This is a genomic window from Caulobacter sp. 602-2, from assembly GCF_011043625.1.
Classification (GTDB): Bacteria; Pseudomonadota; Alphaproteobacteria; order Caulobacterales; family Caulobacteraceae; genus Caulobacter.
In genome coordinates, this window is the sequence record NZ_JAAKGT010000001.1 from 1 (window position 1) to 24,363 (window position 24,363).

The 24,363-nt window shown below is 71.1% G+C and carries 16 protein-coding genes and 1 pseudogene; 9 read left to right on the forward strand and 8 right to left on the reverse strand.

What is annotated here, in order from left to right:
• The first annotated feature begins 184 nt into the window (after positions 1 to 184).
• Positions 185 to 1,636, forward strand: a complete 1,452-nt coding sequence (locus G5B46_RS00005; protein ID WP_165255022.1) for a porin — start codon at positions 185 to 187, stop codon at positions 1,634 to 1,636.
• Here the strand turns inward: G5B46_RS00005 and G5B46_RS00010 are convergent.
• From G5B46_RS00010 to G5B46_RS00035, 7 genes and pseudogenes are all read right to left on the reverse strand, one after another.
• On the reverse strand, positions 1,633 to 2,634 hold the full coding sequence (locus G5B46_RS00010; RefSeq protein WP_165255024.1) for an alpha/beta hydrolase: 1,002 nt from the start codon (positions 2,632 to 2,634) through the stop codon (positions 1,633 to 1,635). The two genes, G5B46_RS00005 and G5B46_RS00010, sit on opposite strands and share 4 nt — an antisense overlap.
• A 10-nt stretch (positions 2,635 to 2,644) precedes the next feature.
• The gene (locus G5B46_RS00015) at positions 2,645 to 3,247 is read right to left on the reverse strand and encodes an AraC family transcriptional regulator (RefSeq protein ID WP_165255026.1); all 603 of its coding nucleotides are present in this window, start codon (positions 3,245 to 3,247) and stop codon (positions 2,645 to 2,647) included.
• Positions 3,248 to 3,397: 150 nt separating this feature from the next.
• Positions 3,398 to 6,118 (reverse strand): winged helix-turn-helix domain-containing protein, encoded by a 2,721-nt coding sequence (locus G5B46_RS00020; protein ID WP_205691410.1) that lies wholly within the window; start codon positions 6,116 to 6,118, stop codon positions 3,398 to 3,400.
• Between the two features lie 73 nt (positions 6,119 to 6,191).
• Positions 6,192 to 6,887 (reverse strand): ABC transporter ATP-binding protein, encoded by a 696-nt coding sequence (locus G5B46_RS24785; RefSeq protein WP_346764868.1) that lies wholly within the window; start codon positions 6,885 to 6,887, stop codon positions 6,192 to 6,194.
• Positions 6,888 to 7,163: 276 nt separating this feature from the next.
• Positions 7,164 to 8,663 (reverse strand): annotated as a pseudogene (locus G5B46_RS24790) (ATP-binding cassette domain-containing protein); the annotation flags it as partial.
• Complete coding sequence (locus G5B46_RS00030; RefSeq protein WP_165255030.1) at positions 8,660 to 9,538, reverse strand: branched-chain amino acid ABC transporter permease; 879 nt, start codon at positions 9,536 to 9,538, stop codon at positions 8,660 to 8,662. The pseudogene G5B46_RS24790 and the gene G5B46_RS00030, both read right to left, overlap by 4 nt.
• Positions 9,539 to 9,541: 3 nt before the next feature.
• Positions 9,542 to 10,720: an ABC transporter substrate-binding protein gene (locus tag G5B46_RS00035; RefSeq protein ID WP_205691411.1), complete on the reverse strand. Its 1,179-nt coding sequence runs from the start codon at positions 10,718 to 10,720 to the stop codon at positions 9,542 to 9,544.
• A gap of 273 nt (positions 10,721 to 10,993) precedes the next feature.
• Between G5B46_RS00035 and G5B46_RS00040 the strand changes: the two genes are divergently transcribed.
• The 6 genes from G5B46_RS00040 to G5B46_RS00065 all read left to right on the forward strand — a co-directional run bounded on the left by G5B46_RS00040 (position 10,994) and on the right by G5B46_RS00065 (position 19,566).
• Positions 10,994 to 11,779, forward strand: a complete 786-nt coding sequence (locus G5B46_RS00040) for a GntR family transcriptional regulator (protein WP_165255031.1) — start codon at positions 10,994 to 10,996, stop codon at positions 11,777 to 11,779.
• Between the two features lie 8 nt (positions 11,780 to 11,787).
• Positions 11,788 to 12,420 carry a flavin reductase family protein gene (locus G5B46_RS00045; RefSeq protein ID WP_165255033.1) on the forward strand — a complete coding sequence of 211 codons (633 nt, stop codon included), beginning with the start codon at positions 11,788 to 11,790 and terminating at the stop codon, positions 12,418 to 12,420.
• Between the two features lie 496 nt (positions 12,421 to 12,916).
• On the forward strand, positions 12,917 to 16,201 hold the full coding sequence (locus G5B46_RS00050) for a TonB-dependent receptor (RefSeq protein ID WP_205691412.1): 3,285 nt from the start codon (positions 12,917 to 12,919) through the stop codon (positions 16,199 to 16,201).
• An 8-nt stretch (positions 16,202 to 16,209) separates the two neighbouring features.
• Positions 16,210 to 17,613, forward strand: coding sequence for an amidohydrolase (locus G5B46_RS00055; protein WP_205691413.1), 1,404 nt, complete (start codon positions 16,210 to 16,212; stop codon positions 17,611 to 17,613).
• Positions 17,614 to 17,798: 185 nt separating this feature from the next.
• Positions 17,799 to 18,818, forward strand: coding sequence for a tRNA dihydrouridine(20/20a) synthase DusA (gene dusA, locus G5B46_RS00060; protein ID WP_165255039.1), 1,020 nt, complete (start codon positions 17,799 to 17,801; stop codon positions 18,816 to 18,818).
• 76 nt (positions 18,819 to 18,894) lie between these two features.
• Positions 18,895 to 19,566, forward strand: a complete 672-nt coding sequence (locus G5B46_RS00065; RefSeq protein WP_165255040.1) for a hypothetical protein — start codon at positions 18,895 to 18,897, stop codon at positions 19,564 to 19,566.
• A gap of 163 nt (positions 19,567 to 19,729) precedes the next feature.
• Here the strand turns inward: G5B46_RS00065 and ybaK are convergent, their stop codons facing one another.
• Positions 19,730 to 20,203: a Cys-tRNA(Pro) deacylase gene (gene ybaK / locus G5B46_RS00070; RefSeq protein ID WP_165255043.1), complete on the reverse strand. Its 474-nt coding sequence runs from the start codon at positions 20,201 to 20,203 to the stop codon at positions 19,730 to 19,732.
• Positions 20,204 to 20,312: 109 nt separating this feature from the next.
• On the opposite strand from ybaK, the gene G5B46_RS00075 reads away from it, so the two are divergent.
• Complete coding sequence (locus G5B46_RS00075; RefSeq protein ID WP_165255045.1) at positions 20,313 to 21,458, forward strand: aminotransferase class I/II-fold pyridoxal phosphate-dependent enzyme; 1,146 nt, start codon at positions 20,313 to 20,315, stop codon at positions 21,456 to 21,458.
• Between the two features lie 114 nt (positions 21,459 to 21,572).
• Positions 21,573 to 24,338, forward strand: a complete 2,766-nt coding sequence (locus G5B46_RS00080; protein ID WP_165255047.1) for a twin-arginine translocation signal domain-containing protein — start codon at positions 21,573 to 21,575, stop codon at positions 24,336 to 24,338.
• Positions 24,339 to 24,363: the final 25 nt, after the last annotated feature.

Consider the following 24,363-nt stretch of genomic DNA (forward strand, 5'->3'; position numbering starts at 1 on the left):
CTTGGACAAGGAGCAGCTGGACGCCGCCCTGGCCGGCCGCGCCGCCCCGCTGGACGCCGAGCCGCTGCCGGCCCCGGCGCCGGCCGAATAGACCCTCCCGCAACGGGGCCGCCCGCAGGCGGCGGCCCTTCCGTCCCTTCGTCTCCCTCCCGCGCCATGCGCGGGAGGCGGGGAGAACACGCCCATGCGCATGCTTTTCGCCACCACGGCCCTCGTGGCCGTCAGCGCCGTCGGCGCGGCCCACGCCGAGGACGCCGACCTGGCGCTCCTGAAAGCCCAGATCCAGGCCATGCAGGCGCGGATCGACGTCTTGGAGCGCCAGGCCGCCGTTCCGACCGCGCCCCCCGCCGTCGTCCAGCCCACGGCCCGGCCCGCCGCCCAACCTGTCGCGCCCACGCCGGCCGCGCCGCCCAAGCCCGAGCCGATGCGGTGGGAGAACGCGCCGCGCTTCACCGATCCATCGGGCGCGACCTTCAAGCTGCGCGGCCGGATCCTGCTGGACGCCGTCGACGCCACCGCCCGGCGCGACGGCCTGGCCGACTATCACGCCCGCCAGTTCAAGGCCCGGCAGCTGTTCCTCGGCGTCGAGGGGCAGAACGGCCGCTGGGGCTATCGCCTGGAGGGCGGCGCGGTCAGCGGCGGCGCCTGGGGCTGGGACGACGCCATCATCGACTATCGCCTCGACAAGCAGACCAGTCTCCTGATCGGCAACCAGAAGGCCGCCTCGCTGGAAGGGCTGACCTCGTTCAAGTCGATGACCTTCATGGAGCGCGGCGCCTTCGGCGACGTGATCGACGCCGGCTACGCGCTGTCGCTGCAGGCGGTGCGGACCGGGACCAACTGGTCGCTGTGGGGGGCGCTGCAGGGCGACAACATCAACCGCACCGACGCCGTCGGCGGTTATGATCCCAACCAGGCGGTCGAGCGCCTGGGGGCCACGGTGCGCGCCACCTGGTCGCCGCAGCTGTCGCCGGACGACCGCCTGCACCTGGGGGCCTGGGTGCGGCGGCGCGACCGGGGCGGGGAGACCGGGTTTACCTATTCGGCGGCGGCCAACACCGCCTTCCGTCCGCAGGCGTCGAGCGGCGCGACCCTGTTCTCGACCGGCGCGGTCGGCGACGGCGACACCACGGTGGGCCTCGAGGCGGCCTGGGTGCATCACGCCCTGTCGCTGCAGGGCGAGGCGGCCAGGATCCGGGTCGACCGTATCGGGACCGACGTCAGCCAGGCCCTGGGCGGACCCAACTTCGACATCGTCACGGCCTACGGCTCGGCCAGCTGGTTCGCGACGGGCGAGACCCGGCCCTACAACCCCAACGGCTCGTTCGGGCGCATCCGGGTGGCCCATCCGCTCGACCGCGGCGGCTTCGGCGCGCTGGAGTTCGCCGCGCGCTACGACTACGCCGACTTCAGCGACATGGGCGCCAACGGCGTCGCCGCCCTGAGCGCGCAGACGGGCCTGGCCACCGCCGGGACCTATCGGGCGGTGACGCTGGGCGCCAACTGGTACCCCTACGCCTATGTCCGGCTGAGCGGGAACCTGACGCGCGCCAGGATCGACAACCGCCCGGTCGCCGGCGCGCAGCTCGACGCCGACGTCACCGTCGCCCAGGCGCGGCTGCAGCTGGAGTTCTAGCGGCGGGCGGCCAGCACCGTTCGCAGGAAGCCGATCGTCGCGCCCACCGCCGCCTTGGTGGGCGGGGCGTCGCGCAGGGCTTCCAGCACCATGAAGTCGTGGATGGCGCCGACCATCCGCAGCGCCGTGACCTCGACGCCGGCCCGCATCAGCTTGCGGGCGTAGGCTTCGGCGTCGTCGCGGGTGACGTCGGCCTCGGCGGTGATCACCAGGGTGGGCGGCAGGGCCGAAAGGCGGCGCAGCGGCGTGTCGAGCACGAAGGCCGGCGTCTCGTCGTCGGGGCTCGCCGCCAGACAGGCCTCGCAGTAGCGCAGGTCGTCGGCGGTGGGCCCGGGCCCTTCGGCGAAGGCCTGGCTGGAGGCGCTTTGGCCCACCGGCGCGGTGATCGGGCACAGCAGGGCCTGGCCCGCCAGCGCCGGGCCGCCCGCGATCCCCAGCCTCAGCGCCAGGACCGCGGCGATCGCGCCGCCCGCGCCGTCGCCGGCCAGGGCCAGGCGGCCGGTGTCGAGGCCCAGGCTCCCGGCGCGCTCAATGAGCGCCAGCAGCGCGGCGTGGGCCTGCTCGACCTGGGCCGGATGCCTGGCCTCGGGCGCCAGGGCGTAGCCGACCTGCACGACGGCGGCCGCGGCGCCCAGCGCTAGGCGCCGCATCAGCCGCTCGTGCGTGCTTGCGCCGCCCATGATCCAGCCGCCGCCGTGCAGATAGAGCACGACCGGCAGGGCGCCGGCGTGGCCCGGCGGACGCAGGATGCGGACCGGCAGCCGCTGGCCGTCGGCAAGATGCAGCATCAGGTCGAGGACCTCCGCCTCGGGCAGGTCCGACTGCGGGGCCTGGGCCAGGGCGAAGGCTTCGCGCACGGTCGTCAGCGGCTGGTCGCGCAGGGGCGGCGCGCCGCGGTCCTGGCGCTCGTCGACGAACTGCTGGGTGACGGGATCCAGCACCGGATGGGCCGAGCCGGGGGTCAGCACCGGGCCGGCGGAGGGGGCGTTGCGGGACAAGGCGGGGTCCTCAGGCCAGGGCCGCGTCGGCCAGGCCGATCGAGGTCGCCTGGTCGCGCTGGTGCAGGCGCCGCCAGACCAGCGGGCTGGTCTCGAAGGCCCGACGGAAGCGGTTGGAGAAGTGCGCCTGGTCGGCGAAGCCGCAGGCGGCGGCGATCTGGCCCAGCGGCTCGTCGGTCTCGACCATCATCTCGCGGGCGCGCTCCAGGCGGCGCTGGATGATGTGTTCGCGGGCCCCGCCGCCGTAGCTGACCGCGAACGCGCGCGAGAAGTGGCTGACGCTGAGGCGGACCAGGGCGGCCAGGTCCGACACCTTGACCGGCGCGTCCAGGTTGGCGGCGAGGTGGGCGTCAACGCGGCGGACCTGCCAGGGGGCGAGACCGCCGGTGACGGGCGCTGGGCGCGCGTCGTCCAGCAGGCGCTTGCCCTCGCGCTGCACCAGTTCGATCGCCTCGCGCACCCGGCGCTCGGCGGCCAGGCGGTCGTCGCGGGCGGCGGCGCGGGCGTCGGCCAGCAGGCCGGCGATCAGGTCGGGCAGGGCGCCGGCCTGCAGGTCGATGACGCGATCGAAGCCGGACGCGGCGGCGACGGGGATCATGGGTTCGAAAGACATGGCGACGTTCCTTTCAGCGCCCGGCTCGCCGCCGGTGTGAAACTACGATGCCAAGGTCCTCCGCCGAGCGTGAGTTAAGCCTTGTGTAGAGTTGTTAAGTTGGAAAACGTCAGGAAAATCAGTTGCCTGGCGAAGTGTTGCGAGGTGCGTTCAGGTCGTGCCAAGCAGCGCCCGGGCGGCCTGGCGATCGGGGCAGCCGGGAACGTCGGGCAGGGCCTCCAGCGCCTCGCGCACCCGGCCGGGCTCGGCCAGGGAGATGGCGGTCCGCAGGGTCCAGGCGCCGGCGTTCTGGGCGCGGGCCAGGTCGAGGGCCGCGTGCAGGCGGTTTTCACGCTTGGCCGGATCGCCGGCCAGGGCCGCAAGGCGCATCAGCTCGGGCCTGACCCAGGTGGCGGGCTCGTCGTCCAGCCTGGCCAGCATGGCGGCGTCGACCAGCCCCGCGTCCGAGGCGGCGAAGCACTCGATCTGCATGGGGAAGGCTTCGGCGGGCGTGCGCGTCGAAGGATCGAGGGCGGCCAGATAGCCCTGGCCCCAAAGCTCCCAGAACCGCACGCCGCGGCCACGCGCCCGCTCCAGCAGGCGATCCGTCCAGTGACGGGCTAGGTCGGCCTGCCCGGTCCACAGGGCGACAGGCACGGCGCCCACGGCCAGGCCGTAGCAGATGGTCAGGTCGTGGTCGGTGGCCAGGGCGGCGTCGGCCGTCTCCTGGGCCAGGTGCAGGGCCTGAGCGGACTCGCCCTGCAGCCACAGGATCCGCATCTTCAGGGCATGGGCCGCGACCGTGTCGTTGACCTGGGCGTGGTTGGCCTGGTTTGCCACCACCGGGCCGGTGTGGGTGGCGATCACCCGCTCGACGAGCGCCAGAGCCGTGCTCTGGTCGCCCGAGAAGTGGTGGCGCAGGGCCTGCATGTGGTCGGCGGTCTGCAGGGCGGCCGGATCCCCGACGGCCCGGGCGATGTCCTGGAAGCTGTCGGCGAACACGGCGCAGTCGGCGTAGCGCCCGGCCAGGATGGCCTGGGCCCAGCGGCCCCAGCCGGCCCGCAGCCTGAGGCCCGGATCGTCCAGCGCCTCGGCGATCGCCAGGGCGCGGGCGAAGGCCGTCTCCATGGCCGTCGTCGGGCCATGGGTGTGCCACAGGGCGTGGCCTTGCGCGGTCAGCAACTCGACCTCGTCGGCCGAGCCGGCCATGCCGGTGTCGGCGATCCTCTTCAGCGCCGTCTCGACCAGGGTCAGGAACTCGCGCGGCAGGCTGAGATGGAACCAGAGCGCCGCCGAGACCACGGTCAGGCGGATGGCCAGCGGCAGGTCGCCGGCCGGCGAGAAGGCCCAGGCGAGCGCGGCGCGCACGTCGTCGACCAGGCGGCTCTTCTCGGCCAGCCATTCGCGGCGGGCCCGGCCCTCCCAGGCGCTGTCGGTGTCGGCCAGCTGCGCGCAGCAGTATTCGGCGTGGCGGCGGGCGGTCTCGCCGGCGTCCGGGCGCGCGGCCAGGGTCTCGCGGGCATAGGCGCGGGTGGTGTCGAGCAGGCGATAGAGGGTGGCTGGCCCCGAGGCGTCGACGGCCAGCAGCGACTTGCGCGCCAGGGCGGTGACGACGTCGAGCACGGCGTGACGGTCCAGGCCCTCGTCAGCGGCGACCGCGCGGGCGGCCTCCATCGGGAAGCTGCCTGCGAACAGGCTCAGGCGGTCCAGCACCGCGCGGCCGTCGGCCGGCAACAGGCCGTAGCTCCAGTCCAGCGTGGCCCGCAGGGTCTGTTGGCGGGGCAGGGCGGTGCGCCGGCCCTTGGTCAAGAGGCCGAAGCGGTCGTCGAGATTGGCCGCCAGCTCGGCGGCGCTCATCATGTCGATGCGGGCGGCGGCCAGTTCCAGCGCCAGCGGCATGCCGTCCAGCCGGCGGCAGATCTCGGCCACGGCGCCGGCGTTGGCGTCGGTCAGGGCGAAGGCGTCGTCGCTGGCGCGGGCGCGCTCCACGAACAGCTGCACGGCCGCGAAGCCGGCGGCGGTCCGCGCGTCGACCGTTTCGTCCGTCGGCGCGGGCAGGGTCTGCAGGCGGTGCACCCACTCGCCCTCGGCCCGCAGCGCCTCGCGGCTGGTGGCCAGCAGCAGGGTTTCGGGCGCGTCCTGGTGGATGGCCTGGGCCAGGTCGGCGGCGGCGTCGACCACGTGCTCGCAGTTGTCGAGCACCAGCACTGCAGGAGCCTGCGAAAGCCGCGCGACGACGGCGGCCAGGGCCTCGCGGCCCGAGCCGGGCAGGTCGAGGGCGGCCGCGCAGGTTCCGGCCACGAGCTCGGACTGGGCGACGGGGGCCAGGTCGACGAACACCCAGGGCAGGCCCTGGGCTTGGGCCACGCGCTCGGCGACGGCGGTCGCCACCGTCGTCTTGCCGATGCCGCCGGGCCCGATCACCGTCATGAAGCCGCGCTCGGGCAGCAGCTGGACCAGGCTATCGACGATGGCGTCTCGCCCGACGATGCGCCGTGCGCCGCTCCGGGGGCGGGCCGTGGCGGGCGGCGGGGGCGGCGGCGCGGCCGGTTCCGCGTCGGGACGGGTGACGGGGGCGACGAAGCGATAGCCGCGCCCTTGCTCGTTGAGCACGTAGCGGGCGCCGTCGCGGCCATCGCCCAGCGCCTTGCGCAGGCCCGCGATGTGGACGCGCAGGGTGCTCTCGTCGACCACGACGTCGGCCCAGACCCGCGCCAGCAACTGGTCCTTGCTCAGGAGGCCGCCGTCGGCGTCGATCAGGGCCAGCAGGATGTCCAGCGCCCGGCTGCCGATCGCCACCGGCTGGCCGCCCGCGCTCAGCAGGCGCCGTTCGCGATCGAGCGTGAACGGGCCGAAGGCGAGGGAGGAGGCGGCGGAGATCGTGGGCGGCATGCCGGCGGTTTCGCGCGGATTCGTTCGGCGTCGATAGAACTAATCTTGCGCGAAGGCATGATCGTGACTCCGTTCAGCCGCCGAGATAGGCCGTGTTCACCGCCGGATCGGCGGCGATCTGCGCGGCGGTCCCCTGGGCCACGATCCGGCCGCCGCTGAGCACATAGGCCCGGTCGGAGACCGACAGCGCCAGCCCGGCCATCTGGTCGACGATCAGCAGCGTCAGGTCCTGGTCGCGCAGGTCGCGGAAGGCGGCGAAGATTTCGTCGATCACGCGTGGGGCGAGGCCCAGCGACGGCTCGTCCAGCAGCAGCACCTTGGGCCGGCTCATCAGGGCGCGGGCCAGGGCCAGCATCTGCTGCTCGCCGCCGGAAAGCAGGCCGGCCCGCTGGTGCAGGCGTTCGGCGAGGCGCGGGAAGCGGGCCAGCATCTCCTGGGTGCGGGCCTCCAGGTCGCGGCGGTCGAGGAAGGCGCCCAGGCGGATGTTGTCGCGCACCGTCAGCTCGGGGAACACCTGCCGACCCTCGGGCGACAGCACCACGCCGCGGCGCACGCGCTCGTTGGCGGAACGGCCGTTCAGCAGTCCGCCCTCGAAGGCGACCTGGCCCTCGGCGGCAGGGTGCAGGCCGGCGATCACCCGCATCAGGGTCGACTTGCCCGCGCCGTTGGCGCCCAGCAGGGCCACGGCCTCGCCCTGGCGGACCTCGATCTCGACGCCCGACAGCACGGGCGCGGCGCCATAGCCGGCGGTCAGGTTGACCACGCGCAGGGCGTCCAGGCGGCTGACGGGGCCGCGGTCGACGGGCGCCGAGGCCGGGGCCGCGCCGAGATAGGCCGCGCGCACCGCCGGATCGGCCTGGATGTCGCCCGGCGTTCCCTGCGCGATCTGCACGCCGGCGTTCAGCACCACGACGGCGTCGGACACGCCCATCACCAGGCCCATGTCATGCTCGATCAGACCGACGGCGACGCCGGCGCGCGCGATGTCCTTCAGCAGCACGGCCAGGAGGCGCTTGTCCTCCTGCGACAGGCCGGCGGCCGGTTCGTCCAGCAGCAGCACGTCGGGATCCAGCGCCAGGGCGCGGGCGATCTCGACGAGGCGGCGATCGACATGAGCCAGGTCTCCGGCGGGGAGCGTCGGGTCGCCGGCGTAGCCGCAGGCGGCCAGCAGGGCGCGGGCGCGTTCACGCTGGGCCTTCGCGGCGAAGCGAGCCAGCGGCGCGCCGAGGCGGCCCCGGCGGGCGGCCAGCAGCACGTTGTCCTCGACGCTGAGGCTCTGGAACACCTGCGAGGTCTGGTAGGAGCGCGCCACCCCGGCGCGCGCGGCGGCGAAGGCCTGGCGGGGCAGGGGCGCCGCGCCCAGCAGGCAGCGGCCGTCGGTGGGGCGATAGAAGCCGCTGAGCAGGTTCATCACCGTCGACTTGCCCGCGCCGTTGGGACCGATCAGGGCCGTCACCCGGCCCGGCGGCAGCGAGAAGCGGGCGCCGTCCAGCGCGCGCAGGCCGCCGAAGCGCATGCCCAGGTCTTCGGCCTGCAGGGCGGCGCGGGGGCGATCGGCCAGCAGGTCGGCGAGCGTCGTCGTGCTTCCGGCGATCAGGGCGGCGGCGGGCCTTCGCTTGAAGGGCAGGGCCTCCCAGAGACCGGCCAGCCCTCGCGGCGCCAGCCACAGCACCACCATCAGCAGCGCCCCGAACACCAGGATGCGATAGGCCTCGAACCCCGACAGCAGCTCGGGCAGCAGCCCCACGACCAGCGCGCCCAGCAACGGCCCCAGCCGCCCTCCCGACCCGCCCAGCACCACCACCAGCACGAACAGGATCGACTGGGTCAGGTTGAAGGTCTGGGGTGTCACGAAGCCGGCCATCGGCGCGAAGAGGCCGCCGGCGGCGCCGGCGAACAGAGCCGACAAGGCGAAGGCCAGGGTGCGGATGACGGTGGGGTTCAGGCCCACCGAGGCGGCGGCGACGTCGGTGTCGCGCACGGCCCGCATGGCCGCGCCCCAGCCGCCGGCCGACAGGCGCGCGAAGATCGCAAGCGAGGCGGCCGCCACGGCCACCGCCAGCATGGCCATGCCGTTGGCGTCCAGAGCGGCGCCGAAAAGACTGGGCGGGGCGATGTCGAGAATGCCGTTCTGGCCGCCTGTGACCTCGCGCAGTTCCACCAGGCCATGCTCGACGATCAGGCCGAACGCGATGGTCACCATCGCCAGGTACGGCCCCTTCAGGCGCAGGGCGGGGATGGCCATCAGCGCGCCGACGCCGCCAGCCAGCAGCGCGCCCAGCGGCCAGGCGATCCAGAAGCTGACGCCGAGCCGCGTGGTCAGCACCGCCACCGCATAGGCGCCGATCGCGTAGACGCCGGCATGGCCGAACGACATCTGGCCGCTCAGGCCCACCAGGATGTTCAGGCCCACGCCGACGATGGTCAGCAGGGCGATCTGCCCCAGGACGAAGGCGTAGTAGCTGTCGAGCCCGCCGGCCAGCACGAGGGCGACGACGACCGCGCCCAGCGCGGCCAGGGTGGAGCCGAAGGAACGCATGCTCATACCTTTCGCACCTCGGCCCGGCCGAGCAGGCCGTCGGGGCGCAGGGCCAGGGCCAGGATCACCAGGCCGAAGGTCAGCATCTGGGTGTAGCCCGAGCCCAGTGCGCTGGCGGACGCGGCCTCGACCACGCCGAACAGCACGCCCGCGGTCATGATCCCCCACGGGTTCTTCAGGCCGCCGAGGATGGCCACGGCGAAGGCCTTGAGGCCCAGGACCACGCCCATGTCGGGCTGGATGGTGAACAGCGGCGCGACCAGGGCGCCGGCCATGCCGGCCAGCGCCGAGGAGACGGCGAAGGCCGCCGCGATCATCGCGCTCACGGGGATCCCCATCAGGCTGGCGGCGTCGCGGTTCTGGGCCACGGCCAGTACCGCCGTGCCCAGCAGGGTCTTGCGGCTGACCCAGTGCAGGGCGCCGGCGACGGCCAGGCCCACGACGGGGATCAGCAGGTGCAGCGGATAGACGCCCAGCGACGCGCCGCCGAGGCTGACCGAAGACGCCGTCAGGATCGAGCTGAGGCTGCGCGGCTCGGTGCCGAACAGGAACAGCGTGGCGTTGTCGGTGACCAGGCCCAGGGCGACGGTGGCCATCAGCCAGGCGTCGGACCTGCGCTTGAGGAACGGCCGCACCGCCAGCCCCTCGACCAGCAGGCCATACAGGCCGCACAGCGCGATCGTCGCCGGCGCGGCCAGCAGGACGGGCCAGCCCAGCGTGCGTTCCAGCGTGAACAGCAGCACCGCGCCCAGCATGGCGCTGGTCCCTTGCGCGAAGTTCAGCGCGCCGCAGACCGAGAAGGTGATGTGAAAGCCCAGCGCGATCAGCCCGTACATGCTGCCGAGCGCCAGGCCGCTGAGGAGGGGAGCCAGGAGATCCATGGCCTAGCCGCGCCGGACCGGTACGATGGCGTCGCCCTCGAAGCGGGCCCAGACGTAGTCGTTCTGCGTCAGGGCGTCGTGGCGGCCGTCGGCGAACGGGCGCTCGTAGGTCTTGATCAGGCCCTCGTAGCGGTCGATGGCGGAAAAGCCCTTGCGCACGGCGTCGCCGTCGGTCGAGCCGGCCTTGTCGATGGCCAGCGCCGTCAGCCGCAAGGCGTCGTAGGCGTTGGCCACGCCCACGGCCGGCGAGATGTCGGCCGGCGACTTGATGTCGGGGTACTTGGCCATCAGCGCGGCCAGCACCTTGTCGCGCGCCGGCGTGACCGGGCCGGCGAAGCTGTAGGTCTGGACGAAGGTGACGCGGCCGGCGTTGGGGCCGGCCAGTTCGCCGAAGCGGCCGCCGGCCGGGCCCCAGTGCGAGACCACCGGCACGCTCCAGCCCATGCGGTCGAGCGAGCGCACCACCTGGGCCGACGGTCCCACCGTGCCGACCAGCAGCAGCGCGTCGGCGCCGGCCGCGCGCAGCCGGCCCAGCTGGGGCGTGACGTCGACGTCGGACGGCTCGAAGCGTTCGGCGCCGGCGAGAGGAGAGCCGACCGCGGCCAGGGCCGCCTTCAGGCCCTTCTCGTTGGACTCGCCCCAGGGGTTGTTGAGCAGGATCAGGCCCGGACGCTTGGCGGCGAAGGTCTCGCGGGCGTAGGCGACCATGGCCTTGTCGACCTCCTCGTCGACGGCCGAGACGCGGAACACGAAATTGGGGCTGGTTCCATTCTGGGTGATGGCGGTGCCGGCCGCCCACGGCACCATGAAGGGAACCTTGGCTTGGCTGGCGATCGGCACGATGGCCCGGGCCACCGGCGTGTCGAGCCCGCCGAACAGCACGGCCACCTTCTCGCGGTGGATCAGTTCGCGGGCGGCGGTGACGCCGCGGGCGGGGTTGCTCTCGTCGTCGCGGCGGACCAGTTCCAGCTTGCGCCCGCCCAGCACGCCGCCGGCGGCGTTGATCTCGTCGATGGCCACCGTGAGGCCGCGGGTGATGGCCTCGCCCGAGCGCGCCGACTGTCCGGAGAGGGCGGTGACCAGGCCGATCTTCACCGGCCCCGCGCCGCCCTGGCCCTTGCAGGCGGCCAGCAGGACGGCGAGGCTTCCGACGGCGAACATGCGGCGGGACGGATTCGACACGAGACACCTCTTGAGCTGGCGCGGCGCGTGGGCGGCGGGCCGTGTTCGAAGGCGAGTTAATCGCGTCGCTCGCGGATCGGATCATAAAATCGTCGACGATTTGAAGAAATGTACGTCGACATTCTGACTGTGCAGAAAGTCGACATTCGTCGTTGCAAATCTGCTCGCGATCGCGGCATCGTGGCCCTGAGGCGGTGGGTTGGCGCGGATCCCCGGTTGCATCGGGCTCGATGCGGGCGCCTACAACCGCAATCACCAGTTTCGGCGGATTTCATGACCCAGAAGCCTTCGGCCAAGCCGCGCAAGACCGCCTCGACCGCCGCCGGCGCGCGCAAGGCCGGCCGCGGTCCGGCCCGGACCGACATGGCCGGCATCGCCGCCGTCGACGGCGGGGCCGACGTCGAGCAGCGGATCTACCAGTCGGTGTTCGACGGGGTGCTGAACCAGCGCCTGCCGCCCGGCACCAAGCTGCCCGAGCCGGCCCTGTGCTCGCTGTTCGGCGTCAGCCGGGCGGTGGTGCGCAAGGTGCTGCAGCGGCTGGAGCACGACCGCATCGTCGAGCTGCGTCCCAACCGCGGCGCCGTCGTCGCCGCCCCGACGCCCGAGGAGACCCGCAAGATCTTTGAGGCCCGCCGCGCGCTGGAAGCCGCGCTGGTCGAGCTGGCCGTCCAGCGCCACAGCGGCAAGGACATCGAGGAGCTGCACGCCCTGCTGCACCAGGAGGAAGAGGCCATGGCCAACGCCTACCAGCCGGCCTGGGCCCAGACGGCGCGCAACTTCCACCTGCGGGTGGCGGCCCTGGGCGGCAACCCGATCCTGCTGGCCTATCTGACCGAGCTGATCTCGCGCTGCTCGCTGATCGTGGCCCTGTACGAGCCGGCCGGCAACGCCGCCTGCGAGCACGAGGAGCATTGCGACATCGTCGACGCCATCTCCAAGGGCGACGCCAAGCGCGCCGTGGCGGCGATGAACGCCCACCTGGTCGGGCTGGAGGAGCGGATCTGCCTGGAGCGGCCGTCCTCGGTAAAGACCCTGGCCCAGATGCTGAACCTGGCCTGAGCCGCGCCATGCACGTCGATTTCGCCAGCATCACCGCCTATCAACGCTACAAGCTGATGGCGAGCCTGATCGTGCCTCGGCCCATCGCCCTGGTGACCACGATCAACGCCGACGGCGTGGTCAACGCCGCCCCCTTCAGCATGTTCAACATGCTGGGCGAGGAGCCGCCGCTGGTGATGATCAGCATCAACCTCCTGGCCTCCGGCGGGCTGAAGGACACGGCCGCCAACATCGTCGCGTCCGGCCAGTTCGTCGTGCACCTGGCCGACGAGGCCATCGCCGCCAAGATGCACGCCTGCGGCGAGGCGCTGCCCGCCTACCAGAGCGAGCTCGACAAGGTGGGGCTGACCACCGCGCCCTCGGTCGAGATCGCCCCGCCGCGCATCGCCGAGGCCCCGGTCGCCTTCGAATGCGCCCTGTGGGAGACGATCCGCACCGACAGCCGGCTGATCTTCTTCGGCAAGGTGCTGCACCTGCACGCCCGCGAGGGGCTGATCGACACCAAGGCCTGGCGCGTCAGCCTGCAGGACTATTTCCCCGTTGGCCGCTTCGGGGCCAGCTTCTATGTCACCACCCGCGACCGCTTCTCGCTCGAGGACGAGGCGGGCAGGGTGCGCGAGACCGAGATCGACCGCATCTAGGGCTGGGCTGGGGCTTTCCTGCCCCTGCCATTCCCCCAAATCCGTCCTTCCCCGCGTAGGCGGGGACCCAAGCGGACTCTGCGGATCGCCCACGGCTGCGCCTTTTCCCGAAAAGCAGTTTGGATCCCCGCCTGCGCGGGGAAGCTCGGGGTGATGGTTGGCGTCGCCGGGTGTCGATTCAATCTTGATCGTCCGCCTTGGGAAGATCGTCGACGATCCTTCGACTCCCCGTCCGCCCCAGAACAACAGTTGACGACCCGCGGCGCCCCAAGGCCGGGCGCCTCGCCCTGCCGCGTGGCCAAAAAAACCGGCAGACATAACGTCGACACTCATTTATCAAATCGTCGACGATTTAGTTTTAGATCATCGACGAAATTCCAGTTTCCCTGAAGTCGTCCCTGGCGGCCCGGCGACCGTGCCGATCCCGCCGCCGAGGACACGGCCGCGTGGGGATACGCGCGCCGCACTCGCAACAGGGGATATGGCGATGACGTTCATGAGAAGGCTTTCGGCCGGCGCCGCGATCGGGGTGATCGCGATGGCGGCCGCGCCCGCGGTGGTCCAGGCCCAGGTGATCACCGGCGCGATCCAGGGGCGGCTGACCGACGAGGCCGGCGCGCCCGTGGCCGGCGCCCAGGTCACCATCGTCCACGCCCCCTCGGGCACGACCACCACGGCGACCACCAGCGCCGACGGCGTCTTCTCGGCCCGCAACCTGCGTCCGGGCGGTCCCTATCGGGTGACGGCCAGCTCCGAGACCTACGGCGCCAAGACCGTCGAGGTGCCTTCGGTCAACACCGGCGACGCCTTCCAGCTGAACTTCGCCCTCGACGGCGGCGCGGTCGACGCGGTGGTGGTCACCGCCGCCTCGGTCGGCGCCAAGGACCTCAAGACCGGTCCCAGCTCCAACTTCAGCGCCGCCCAGATCCAGCTGGCTCCCTCGATCAGCCGCGACCTCAAGGACCTGGCGCGGATGAACCCGTTCGTGGCCATCGACTCCACCAACAGCAAGGCGCTGATCTGCGGTGGGGCCAACAACCGCTCCAACTCGCTGACCATCGACGGCGTGCGCCAGAACGACGACTTCGGCCTGCAGGCCAATGGCTATCCGACCCAGCGCTCGCCGATCTCGATGGACGTGGTCGAGACCCTGGGCGTCGAACTGGCGCCCTATGACGTCAACTACGGCTCGTTCGGCGGCTGCACCATGAACGCCACGACGAAGTCGGGCGGCAACGCCTTCCACGGCATGGTGTTCTTCGAGAACACCAACCAGAACCTGCAAGGCAAGAAGTTCGAGTACGACGACTTCCAGGACGGTTCGCGCCAGAAGCGCACCCTGGGCGGCAAGTTCTCGGAAAAGACCTGGGGCGCCACCCTGACCGGTCCGATCATCAAGGACCGGCTGTTCTTCACCGCCAACTACGAGAAGTTCGAGCGCGTCGAGCCGTCGCTGACCGGCCCGGTCGGTTCGGGCATGCCCAACGAGGTTCCGGGGATCACCGTCGCCCAGGCCGAGCAGGTGCGCGAGATCATCAAGCGCGTCTACGGCTACGATCCCCTGGGCTACTCGGCCTCGCAGTTCCGCAATCTCGACGAGAAGTACTTCATCAAGCTGGACTGGAATATCAGCGAGCGCCACCGCGCCACCGTCTCCTACCAGCGCACCTACGGCTCCAACCTCAACGCCTCGGGCAACACCCTGACGGGCGCCTCGACCTCGCTTGGCCTGCTGTCGAAGTGGATCGAGCGCGAGAACAATCTCGACGTCTACAAGGCCCAGCTGTTCTCGAACTGGACCGACAACTTCACCACCGAGCTGTCGGCCTCCTACAAGAAGATGGACAACCCTTCGACGCCGCTGGCGGGCACGGACTACGCCCAGTTCCGGGTGTTCGTGAACGGGACGGGCGCTGGCCCCAGCGTTTATGCCGGCACCGACGCCTCCTACCAGGCCAACGAGCTGACCACCTATCTGCAGCAGTACCGCGCCAAGGGCGTCTACACCCTGGGCGCCCACAAGATCACCGGCGGCTATGAGCGCGAGGCGCTGAAGATCTGGGACGTCTTCGTCCAGAACGCCAACGGCGCCTACGTCTTCGACTCCATCGCCGACCTGGAGGCGCGCCGCGCCTCGTCGCTGGCCTACGCCAACGCCGGCGACAACATCAAGGCGCACGGCGGGGCGACGATCCACTCGGCCATGAACACCGTCTACCTGCAGGACGAGTGGGCGATCCTGCCGAACCTGACCCTCAAGGCGGGCCTGCGCTACGACTGGTTCGAGCAGAGCGACAGCCCGCAGGCCAACCCGGTGATCCTGGCCCGCTACGGCCTGGACAACAGCGCCAATCTCGACGGTAAGCGCCTGCTGCAGCCGCGCTTCGGCTTCAACTGGCAGCCCGATCAGACCCTGACCATCTACGGGGGCGTGGGCCTGTTCGGCGGCGGCTCGCCCACCGTGTGGACGGCCAACACGTTCTACAACACCGGCATCGTGCTGGGTAACGTCAACTGCGCCCGCACCGCCACGGCCAGCGCCGCCTGCCTGGCGGGGCTGAACAATGTCGACGCCAAGACCGTCAATCCCGCCGTGCAGCAGCTCAACACCGCCAGCGCCGCGACCGGGCAGGGGCTGACCAACATCCTGGATCCCGACTTCAAGCCGCAGTCGTCGTGGAAGGCCTCGATTGGCGTCCAGAAGTACTTCGACATGGGACGCTTCGGCGGCGACGACTGGCGGGTCAGCGCCGAGTACATCCGCACCGAGGTCAAGGACGCCGTCACCTGGCGCGACCTCTACAGCGAGGCCAATCCCGGCCCCGCCGCCCCGGACGGCCGCCCGACCTTCCTGCGTGGTCGCGACAACCGCTACGACATCTTCGTCACCAACACCGGCAAGGGCCACACGGACCAGCTGGGCGTGGCGCTGGGCAAGCGCTGGTCGGACGGCTGGCTGGACGGCTTGGACGCCCAGGTCTCGCACACCTACATCAACTCCAAGGACGTCAATCCGGGCATCAGCACGGTGGCGGCGGCCAACTACAACGGCGTGGCGACCGACGACCCCAACGATCCGGCCCTGGCGACCTCGAACTACGAGTTCCGCAACCTCTCCAAGCTGTCGCTGAGCTATCGCCGCGAGTTCTTCTCGGGCTATCGCACGGGGATCAGCCTGTTCGCCCAGCGCCGTTCGGGCCTGCCGTTCAGCTACACCTTCGACGTCGGCGCCAACGCCGCCCAGGCCGGCGACGTGCTGGTCGGCGAGAACGGCTCGAACGCCTCGCGCAATCGCCAGCTGCTCTACGTGCCCAAGACCCAGAACGGCCTGGTCACCGCCACCAGCGACCCGATCATCTCCTACGCGCCGGGCTTCGACTTCGCCGCCTTCAACGCCTTCCTGCAGAAGACCGGCCTGATCGACTACGCCGGCAAGATCACGCCGCGCAACGCCTTCAAGTCGCCCGAGGTCACCACCGTCGACATCCGCATCAGCCAGGAGGCCCCGGCCTTCTTCCCGCAGGCGGCCAAGGCCGAGATCTATGTCGACATCGAGAACCTGGGGAACATGCTCAACAACAAGTGGGGCGTGATCCAGCAGGTGCCCAACCCCTACGTCTCGTCGAACATCGTGGCCCGCAACTGCCAGTTCACCGGGGTCGGCTGCGCCGCGGGGCAGGGGAATTTCTACCAGTTCGACAAGTTCACCTCGAAGGCCGCCACCAGCTTCAACACCCAGTCCGTCTGGCAGGTGAAGCTCGGCGTCCGCTACAAGTTCTAGAGGCCGATATGAGCGATCGCATGTTCAACCAACCCTCCGCTTCCGCCGCACCGGCGGCCGATCTTTCCCGCCGCGCCCTGCTGGGCGCCGGCGGCCTGGCGGCGGGGGCTATGGGCCTCGCCGCTTCGGCCGCGCCGGCCTCCGCCGCCGCCCCGGCCAAGGCGCCGGCGGCGGGCGCGACGTACTTCCTGCGCAACGTGCGCCTGGAGACCGGCTACGAGCGCGAGGGCGACGAAGTCATCGCCACCCGCACCGCGCTTGCGACCCTCAAGATCGAGAAGGGCGTGATCGCCGCCGTCCTGCCGGCCGGCGCGGCGATCCTGCCCGGCGCGGTCGTGCACGACGCCGGCGGCCTTCTGATGCTGCCGTCGTTCCGCGACATGCACATCCACCTCGACAAGACCTTCTACGGCGGTCCCTGGCAGGCGCCGCGCAAGCGCAAGGGCGGCATCGCCGGCCAGATCAAGCTGGAGCAGAAGCTGCTGCCCGAGCTCCTGCCGACGCTGGAGCCCCGCGCCGAGGCCCTGGTGGCCCTGCTGCAGGGCTATGGCACGACCTTCGCCCGCAGCCAGTGCAACGTCGACCCGGTGATCGGGACCAAGCACGTCGAGAAGCTCAAGGCCGCGCTCGACCGTCACCAGCCCGATTTCGGCTACGAGATCGTCGCCTTCCCGCAGCACGGCTTCGCCAGCATCGGCCTGGAGCAGCAGATGCGCCAGGCGGTGCGGGCGGGCGCGGCCTATGTCGGCGGCATCGATCCCACCACTGTCGACGGCGGCATGGAGCGCTCGGTCGACCTGATGATGCAGGTGGCGCTGGACGAGAAGGCCGGCGTCGACATCCACATCCACGAACCGGGCGAGAGCGGCGTGGCCGCCATCGCGCGCATCACCGACATCACCGCCCGCAATCCGGCGCTGAAGGACCGGGTGACGATCAGCCACGGCTTCTCGCTGATGTCGCTGGAAAAGCCGGCCCTGACCGACCTGGCCGCCCGCATGGCGGCGGCGGGCGTGTCGGTGGCCTCCACCGTGCCGTTCGGCGGTCGGATGATGCCGATCCCCGCCCTGCAGGCGGCGGGCGTCAAGGTGTTCACTGGCACCGACAGCGTCATCGACCACTGGTCGGTGTTCGGCAGCGGCGACGTGCTCGAGAAGGCCAAGCTGGCCTGCCAGCTCTACGGCTGGTCGGACGAGCAGGCCATCGGCCAGGCCCTGAAGATCCCCACCGGCGGGATCACGCCGCTGTCGCCCACGGGGCAGCAGCAGTGGCCCAAGGCCGGCGATGCGGCCGACTGCGTGTTCGTCGACGCCGCCAGCTCGGCCGAGGCGGTTGCCCGCCTGACGCCTCGCCAGGTGGTCCTGCACCGCGGCGTGGTCGCCGCCGGCGGCTTCAAGACGGCCCGCGCCTAGAGCCCCGGGCCGACCCGCCCCGTCGCGACGACGGGGCGGGTCGAAGGGGCGCGGCAACATGAAGGTCGATCCGGCCGGCGAAATTTCGTATGTGAGGGCCAATCTTCGGCGTCGGCGTCCCGCCGGCGCCGTTTTCGCGCCCGACAGGCCGGTCCGCGCCCTGGCGCTTCGATCCCAGTAGAAGAATGACCCAGTTCCAACCGCATAGATTTTCCGTCGCGCCGATGATGGACTGGAGCGACCGCCACTGCCGGTCGCTGCATCGCGTGCTGTCGTCGCGGGCTCTGCTGTATTCGGAGATGGTCACCACCGGCGCGGTGCTGCACGGCGATCGCGAGCGGCTGCTGGGCTATGCGAGCGACCAGCATCCGGTGGCGCTGCAGCTTGGCGGCTCCGAGCCGGCCGACCTGGCCGTCGCCGCCCGCATCGGCGAGGACTACGGCTACGACGAGATCAACCTCAATGTCGGCTGCCCGTCCGATCGCGTGCAGAGTGGCCGGTTCGGCGCCTGCCTGATGCGCGAGCCTGACCTAGTAGCCGAGTGCATGGCCGCCATGGCGCACGCCGTGAAGGTTCCGGTGACGGTCAAGTGCCGCATCGGCGTCGACGACCAGGATCCGGAAGAGGCCCTGTTCACCCTGGTCGACCGTTGCGTCGCCGCCGGCGTCACTACCTTCATCGTCCATGCCCGCAAGGCCTGGCTGCAGGGCCTGTCGCCGAAGGAAAACCGCGACGTGCCGCCGCTGGACTATCCGCTGGTCTATCGACTCAAGCGCGAGCGGCCGGACTTGACCATTTCGATCAACGGCGGCGTGCCCAGCGTCGACGCGGCGCTGGAGCACCTGCAGCACGTCGACGGCGTCATGCTGGGCCGCGCGGCCTATCACGAGGCGGGCCTGCTGGGCGCGGTCGATCGCCGGGTGTTCGGCCTCGACCTTCCCGACGTGACGCCCTTCGAGGCCGTCGAGCGCTATCGCCCCTACATCCAGGCCAACCTGGCCGAGGGCTGGCGGCTGGCCGGGATTACCCGCCACATGCTGGGCCTGTTCCACGGCCTGCCGGGCGCGCGCGCCTGGCGCCGCATCCTCACGGTCGAGGGCGTGGCCGAGGGTGCCGGGATCGAGGTCGTCGACAAGGCCCTGGAGGCCGTCCGTCGGGCCGTCGAGGAGCGCGAGCAGCGGGCCGTGGAGGCCGCGGCGAGCTGAGCCATGGGAACTGTCAAGCCTTCATAAGGGTTTGCGGCCCTAGAGGACGCCTCGAGCACTTCAAGGGACACGCAAGATGAAGACGGGACTTTTCGCGACGACGGTGATGGCGGCGCTGCTTGCGGCCGCCGGCGCCCAAGCCCAGGACGGCGGCAACTTCGCGGTCGGCGCCAATGTCGGTACGCCCGGCCTCGGCGTCGAAGCCCAGTTTCGCCTGAACGACAGCCTGGTGGTCCGCGGCGGCGGCGACTGGCTCGACTTCGACCACGACGAGACCTACGGCGACGTCGCCTATAAGGGCAAGGTCAAGTCCAAGACCGCCGGGGTCTTCCTCGACTGGCACCCGATGCAGGGCGGCTTCTTCGTCTCGGGCGGCAGCTATTTCGGCAAGCGCAAGCTGAACCTGGCCGGCACGCCGACCCGCGACACCGAGATCGGCGGCGTCACCTTCACGCCCGCCCAGATCGGCACCATCACCGGCGACGTCGAACTGTCGGACGCCCAGCCGTTCGTCGGCCTGGGCTGGGACAACACCTTCACCCGCGACGGCGCCTGGGGCTTCCGGGCCATGGCCGGCGTGTCGTTCAGCGACAGCCCGAAGGTTGATCTGACCGCCTCGGGCGGCACGCTGTCCAACGACCCTACCTTCCAGCAGCGCCTGCGCGAGGAAGAGGCCGAGGTCCGCGACGACGCCAAGGACTTCAAGTACTTCCCGGTGGCGCAGGTCGGCGTGACCTACCGGTTCTAACGCCCCTCAAGCTCGTCATCCCGGAAAGCCCGCAGGGCTTATCCGGGACCCAGGGGATTGGGCGCCGAGCTTGGGTTCACCGCCTCCCAGTGGCCGATGCGACGCGGCGGCCCCTGGGGCCCGGCTCTGCGCTTCGCTCCGGCCGGGATGACGACGAGTTGGGTTAAGCCACCAGGGCGGCCCGGATCGCTCCTGCCGCCGCCATCGCGTCGGCGGGCGCCAGCAGCACCTGCAGCCCCCGCTGGCCGCCGTTGATGTAGACGCGGTCCAGCACGAAGGCCTCGTCCTCGATGGCGGTGGGAACCTTCTTGCGCTGGCCGAACGGGCTGACCCCGCCCACCTTGAAGCCGGTCAGGCGCTCGGCGTCGGCCGGCTTCATCATGGCGGCGGCCTTGCCGCCGAAGGCCGCCGCCAGCTTCTTCATGCTCACTTCGCGGTCGGACGGCACGATCACGCAGACCGGCTTGCCGTCGACCTGGGCCATCAGGGTCTTGAGCACCCGGCCCGGATCCACGCCCAGGGCCTCGGCGGCCTGAAGCCCCACGCGCTCGGCGTTGGGGTCGTAGTCGTAGGTCGCCACCTCGAAGGCGACGCCGGCCTTGGAAAGCGCCAGGGTGGCGGGCGTGCTCTTGGACATCTGACTTCCCCTCGACCGCTTGCCGGCCCTCGACTGCGCGCCGGTTGATGGCGCAAAGCCGAGAACCGGTCTAGCAGTCGCTCGCAGTTTTCCGACGGACCGCCCCACGATGACCCGCGCCGAGATCGAACCCTTCCACGCCATCGGCATCAGCCGCCTGGCGCACCAGCTGAAGGGGGAGGGCGCGCAGATCATCCACATGGAGTTCGGCCAACCCTCGACCGGCGCGCCCGCGCCCGCCATCGCCCGCGCCCACCAGGTGCTCGACAGCGACGGCATGGGCTACTGGGAGAGCCCGGCGCTCAAGGCGCGCATCGCCCGCCACTATCAGGAGACCTACGGCGTCGCCCTCGAGGCCGAGCAGGTGATCCTGACCTGCGGCGCCTCGCCGGCCCTGGTGCTGGCGCTGTCCAGCGCCTTCACGCCCGGCGACCGCATCGCCCTGGCGAGGCCCGGCTACGTGGCCTACCGCAACAGCCTCAAGGCTCTTCACCTGACGCCGGTGGAGATCGCCTGCGGTCCCGAGAGCCGCTACCAGCTGACCGCCCAGGCCCTGGCGGCGCTGGACCCGGCCCCGGCCGGGGTGATCATCGCCAGCCCGGCCAATCCCACCGGCACGATCATTCCGCCGGAGGAGCTGGCGGCGATCGCCGAGGTCTGCCGCGAGCGCGGGATCCGCATCGTCTCCGACGAGATCTATCACGGCCTGTCCTATGTCGGCCCCACGCACTCGATGCTGGAGTTCGAGCCGACGGCGCTGATCGTCAACAGCTTCTCCAAGTACTTCAGCATGGTCGGCTGGCGTCTGGGCTGGCTGGTCGCGCCGGCCGACCTTGTCGCCCGCGCCCGCGCCTTCGTCGGCAACCTGTTCCTGACCGCCCCCTCGCTCAGCCAGCACGCGGGCCTGGCCGCCATGGACGCCCGCGAGGAGCTGGAGGGCCATGTCGCCGTCTACCGCGCCAACCGCCAGCTGCTGCTCGACGCCCTGCCGTCGCTGGGCCTGACGGCCATCGCCCCGCCCGACGGCGCCTTCTACATCTGGGCCGATATCGGCCACCTGACCGACGACAGCCTGGCCTTCTGCGAGCGCCTGCTGCGCGAGACGGGGGTGGCCACCGCGCCGGGCCTGGATTTCGATCCGGTCGAGGGCCGCCGCTTCATCCGCTTCAGTTTCGCGGTCTCGACGCAAGAGGTGCGCGAAGCGCTCGAACGCATTCAACCGTGGTTTGCAGCTCAGGCGCAAAATTCCAGATAATGCGTTGACTATCCATTATGTGAGAATAAAGCTGCGCCCGTTCCGGTGATGAAAGGGTGGCGACGGCTGCTCGCGCGGCGTCTCGACCGCCCCGGTACGGGAGGGCGCACCGCCATGGATCCTTTCAATCGTCGCGATTTCCTGCGCACCGCCGCCCTGGCCGGCGCCGTCGCCCCGATCGCCGCTCAATCCGCTCAGGCCGCCCAGGCCGCGCCGCAGACCCCGCTTGGCGCGGACGGCGTCCGCTGGCTCGACGATGTTCCCCCCGCGGCTCACGAGGGGCAGACCTTCGGCCTGCCTTGGCCGCGCGGAGCCCTGAAGGGCAAGACCGCCCTTACCGTCGCGAGCTCCGACGGCCAGATCGTGCCCGTCCAGACCTGGCCGCTGGCCTATTGGCCCGACGGTTCGCTGAAGTGGACCGGTCACGCCATCCCCGCCGACGCCGGACGCGCGCCCTTCCTCAAGGTCGTTCCCGGCAAGCCCGCCGCGCCGGCCGCCGGCGTCTCGGTGCGCGAGACCGCCGACGCGGTCGAGATCATCAGCGGCGAGCAGTCCTGGACGATCCCGCGCAAGGGCGCCGACATTATCGCCCGCGCCGCCGTGGCCGGCCGCGAGACGGTCCGCAACGTGCGCCTGGTGGCCCTGACCCAGGACAAGCCCGACTTCGAGAGCGGCCCGGTCACCGAGACCCGCTTCGAGGGCGAGATCGAAAGCCTGGTCGTCGAGCAGAAGGGCCCCGTCCGCGCGGTGGTGAAGCTGGAAGGCAAGCACCGCGGCGCGGGCCGCGCATGGCTGCCCTTCACCCTGCGCCTCTACGTTTATGCCGGCGGCCGCTCGCTGCGGATCATGCACAGCTTCGTCTTCGACGGCGACGAGAACCGCGACTTCATCCGGGGCCTGGGCCTCGTCGGCCAGGCGCCGATGACCGACCCGCTGTATGACCGCCACGTGCGCTTCGCTGGCGAGAACGACGGCGTCTGGGGCGAGGGGATTCGCCCGCTCACCGGCCTGCGCCGCGATCCGGGCAAGGCCTGGCGCGACGCCCAGGTCGCCGGCCAGAAGACCCCGGGGCTGGAGGGCATGGCGCCCACCGTCTCCAAGCGGCTGGACCTGATCCCGGCCTGGGGCGACTTCACCCTCAGCCAGCCCAATTCCGACGGCTTTGCGATCAAGAAGCGCACCAAGCCGGGTCACGGCTGGATCGACGCCATCACCAGCGGCCGAGCGACGGGCCTGGGCTATATCGGCGGGGCCAGCGGGGGCGTGGCCTTCGCCATGACCGATTTCTGGAAGCGTTGCCCCACGCGCCTGGATATCCGCAACGCCCACACCGAAACGGCCGAGTTCACCGTCTGGCTGTGGTCGCCGGACGCGCCGGCCATGGACCTGCGCTTCTACCACGACGGCATGGGCATGAACGATCACCCGGCCGAGCGTGAAGGCCTGGAGATCACCTACGAGGACTACGAAAAGAACTGGGGGCGCCCGCTGGGCATCGCCCGCACCAACGAGATCACGCTCTGGGCTCTGCCCACGACGCCCTCGCGCCCCGACTTCGCGGCCATGGCCGGCCGCCTGCGGCAGACCCCGCGCCTGATCGCCACGCCCGCCCGCCTGAAGGCGGCGCAGGTGTTCGGCGACTGGAGCCTGGTCGATCGCTCCACCCCGACCCGCCGCGCGCTGGAAGACCAGAACGATGGCCTGCTGGCGTTCTACATGCTCGATGTCGAGCAGCACCGTTGGTACGGCTTCTGGAACCACGGCGACGTCATGCACACCTATGACAGCGACCGTCACGTCTGGCGCTACGACATCGGCGGCTTCGCCTGGGCCAATTCCGAGCTGTCGCCGGACCTGTGGCTGTGGCTGTCGTTCGTGCGCTCGGGCCGCGCCGACGTCTTCCGCCTGGCCGAGGCCATGACCCGGCATACCGGCGAGGTCGATGTCTGCCATATCGGCCCCTACCGGGGCCTGGGCACGCGGCATGGCGTGCAGCACTGGGCCGACAGCTCCAAGCAGCCGCGCGTCTCCAACGCCGCCTACCGCCGCTACTACTACTACCTGACCGCCGACGAGCGGGTGGGCGACCTGATGCACGCCCTGATCGACTCCGACGAGAGCCTGACCCGCGTCGACATCGGCCGCAAGCTGCCGGGCGCCCAGCCCTCGCGGCCGCCGGGCGTGGTCGACATGGGCTTCGGCACCAGCTGGAGCGCCTTCGCCGCGGCCTGGCTCACCGAGTGGGAGCGTACGGGCGACAGGCGCTGGCGCGACCGCATCGTGGCCGGCATGGACACTATCGCGGCCATGAAGCAGCAGTGGTTCGCTGGCGGCACGGATTTCGACCTGAAGACCGGCAAGTTCCTGGGCAAGGGCGAAACCGTCAGCGTCTCGCACCTCAACGCCGTGTTCGGCGCGGTCGAGGTGCATTCCGAGTTGTTCCAGCTGATCGACAATCCGCGCTATCGCGAGGCCTGGCTGGACTACTGCCAGTTCTACAACGCCTCGGATGCGGAATTCCGGGCCAAGACCGGCGCGCCGGCCAAGGGCCGCAACCTCAAGGAAGGCCATTCGCGCCTGACCGCCTACGCCGCCTTCCACCGCAAGGACCCGGCCCTGGCCCAGCGAGCCTGGCGCGAATACTTCAGCGGCGACGCCGGCCTCGGCGTCGGCACGATCGCCACCAAGCGCCGCGTCGACGGCCCGGCCGTCATCGAGCCGATGGAGGAGATCCCGCGCATCTCGACCAACGCCTCCTCGCAATGGGGCCTGGCCACGATCCAGAACCTGGCCCTGATCGGCGACGTCCTGGAAGAAGCCCGCGCCAACCTGCCCGCCGCCGGCAAGCGCGGCCAGGACCTGGGCAAGGACACGTTCTAACCAGGAACCTCCCCCTCTTGGGGGG